The 2,748-nt window shown below is 40.0% G+C and carries 2 protein-coding genes; both read right to left on the bottom strand.

All coding sequences use genetic code 11. The annotated features are described in order from the left end of the window. Positions 1-394 precede the first annotated feature (394 nt). Complete coding sequence (locus MRZ08_RS05835) at positions 395-1,810, bottom strand: aminoacyl-histidine dipeptidase (RefSeq protein ID WP_297380421.1); 1,416 nt, start codon at positions 1,808-1,810, stop codon at positions 395-397. Further along, on the bottom strand, positions 1,800-2,748 hold a 949-nt coding region (locus MRZ08_RS05830; protein ID WP_297380419.1), incomplete at its 5' end, for a radical SAM protein. The genes MRZ08_RS05835 and MRZ08_RS05830, both read right to left, overlap by 11 nt.

The following is a 2,748-nucleotide window of genomic DNA, read 5'->3' as shown; positions in this document are numbered from 1 at the left end:
ATTATTTTCGTTTTTATGTAGCATAACTTCCTCCATCTTTAGTATATTTATACCCAAAGATGGCTTGATTTAAGCGTTTGCCGCATAGAAAAAGTAGACGAATTTGTGTTTTTCATCTACTTTGTCTACAGTCTGAGATTGGCGTTAGCCAATCATCTAGTTTCGCACTCCGCTAAGGAGCAGAGGGGGTGAGGGAAAAGGGGGCTTGGGGGAAAGCTGGAGGGGGCCTCTGCCGCCCCCTTAGCGTTCACCCAAAGGTTCGAAGAGACACCTTCATAAATAAGAATATTCCAATATCCAGATATCCAAATATCAAAAATATTTAGTCTCAGATATTTAGAAAAAAATATCTCCACCAAAAAACCAGCCCCCTAAGGGCCAGTTTATAGGAATTTTATTTTATTTTCTTCAAAAGCTCAACCAAGAACTTATAGTTATTAGCCACTGATTCTATGTTGCATTTTTCTGCTGGTGAGTGGGCTCCTTGGATTTCTGGGCCGAAGGAGATCATTTCTACTTGTGGGATTTCTTTTTTGAATAGGCCACATTCTAGTCCACCGTGGGTTGTTCCTACTATTAGGTCATCGCCGTGGATTGATTTCCATGTTTCGTTTGCTAAATCTATTAGTGGGGTTTCTTCTCTTTGCCAGCCTGAGTATTGGTTGGTTATCTCGTAAGATCCGCCGAATCTTTCTACTATTGCCATGGCGATTTCTGCCCTGTTAAGCTTAGCAGAGTCTACTTCAGATCTGATCATTGAGTGGAACATTATGGTATCTTCTCTGTTTTCTAATAGGCCTAGGTTTGATGATGTTACTATATTGTCCTTGTATTTTTTGTAAAGTCCATCTGGTAGGGCAAAGATTGCATCTAGGATGTCCTTACTTACTTTTTGGCTTAGAACTTTGCCATCATATTCTGCCTTTGCTACAGTGATTTTTCCTTTTGGATCTGAGTCCTTGTATTCGTTTAGGACATCTTTAATTCTTTCTTCGATCTCTTCTATAGCCTTGTCCCTATCCTTAACCGCTACTAGACCGTAGGCTGTGGTTGGGATGGCGTTTCTCTTAACTCCTCCCTTGATGTCTGCTATTTGTACGCCTTCTATCTTGTGAAGGAGTCTGGCTAGGGTTTTAATGGCATTAGCTCTAAATTTATCAATTTCCATACCAGAGTGGCCGCCTTCAAAGCCAGAAAGCTCAATTTCTATCAAGTCTCCCTTTATATCTTCATATTCTTTCTTAAATTCTATTTCAAGGTCAAGGCCTCCGGCGCATCCTATTGTGAGGACTCCTTCTTCTTCAGAGTCGATATTTATTAGATAGTCTGCCTTAAGTTGGGAGAGGTCTAGGGCGTTAGCTCCTACCATAGATGTTTCCTCGCCTGTTGTGATGATGGCTTCGATTGGTCCGTGTTCTAGCTTATCATCATCTAGGATTCCCATAATAAAGGCAACTCCGATTCCGTCATCTGCCCCTAGGGTTGTGCCATTTGCTGTAAGCCAGCCGTCTTCTACTAGAAGCTCGATTGGGTCTTTGGCAAAGTCGTGATCAGAATCGTCTTCTTTGACACAAACCATATCCATATGGCCTTGAAGGGCAACTGTAGGTCTGTCTTCATAGCCTTTGGAAGCTTCTTTTCTAATTATTACATTAAGGGCTTCATCTTGGACTACTTCAAGCTTTCTCTCTTTGGCAAAGTTTACAAGAAAGTCTGATACTGCCTTTTCATTTCCTGATTCTCTTGGTATTCTGCTTAGGTCATAAAAGTTAGCAAATACTTCTTTTGGTTCTATATTTTTAATTTCCATAATTCCTCCTATGTTTGTTTATATTATACTCATTAATCATTTCATTTTTAGCCCAAATTTCTTCTTGGACCTTGGCAAAGTAGTCCCTTAGGTTTCTAGAATTTCTAAATTTCTTTCCATTCATAAGCTTAGTGTTGGCATTCATGCCAAGGCCTACTATGGATTCTTTCTCTTCATTTATTATAGTATTATATCTTTGGGAAGTAGAATTTTTCTGATAGCCTACGTTTTCGAGATTGGATACTATGTTCTTTTGCCTATAGAGATAGTAGGGCTTGTAGGAATTTTCTTCTACGAAGTCTTCTATCATCTGGCTTATCTTAAGGCTCTCTCCCCTTTCGGCCTTGACTTTTCCTTCAAAATACTTACTTCCTACCTTCATGGCTAGGGCGTGGAAGGTAATATTATGAGGTTTTAATCTCTCGAGAACTTCGAAGTTTCTCCTAAAAAGCTCACTATCTTCTCCAAGAAGGCCAATGATAAAGTCCATATTTACTATAAAGCCTAAATCTTTTGCCTTTTGGTAGATTTCTAGGAAGTGATCGAAGTCGTAAGTCCTTCCTGCCCTTTCTACAACTTCTCTGTTAAAAGACTGGGGGTTAAGGGATATGCGGTCTACCCCTGCCTCCTTAAGGATTTCTAGCTTTCTTGTATTTAATGTATCTTCCCTCCCTGCTTCGAAGGTAAATTCCTTGTAGGAAAATTTCTGCTTTATTGCAGAAAGGAGCCTAGCTAGATCTTCTTCGTCTATAAAGGAAGGAGTGCCCCCGCCGATATATATGGCGTCGAGCCTTTGAGGAAGATTTATATTTTCTATCTCGTAGATTAGAGATGAGATATATTCTCCCTTTTCCTTCCTATCTCCCACAATCGTAGGATAGGAGCAATACTTGCATCTCGTAGGACAGAAGGGAATATTGATGTAAAGTGAAAAATCG

The sequence above is a fragment of the Anaerococcus sp. genome, assembly GCF_022770135.1.
Lineage (GTDB): Bacteria > Bacillota > Clostridia > Tissierellales > Peptoniphilaceae > Anaerococcus.
Note: the sequence above shows the minus strand (reverse complement) of the source record. Positions and strands in the feature narration are given on the sequence as shown.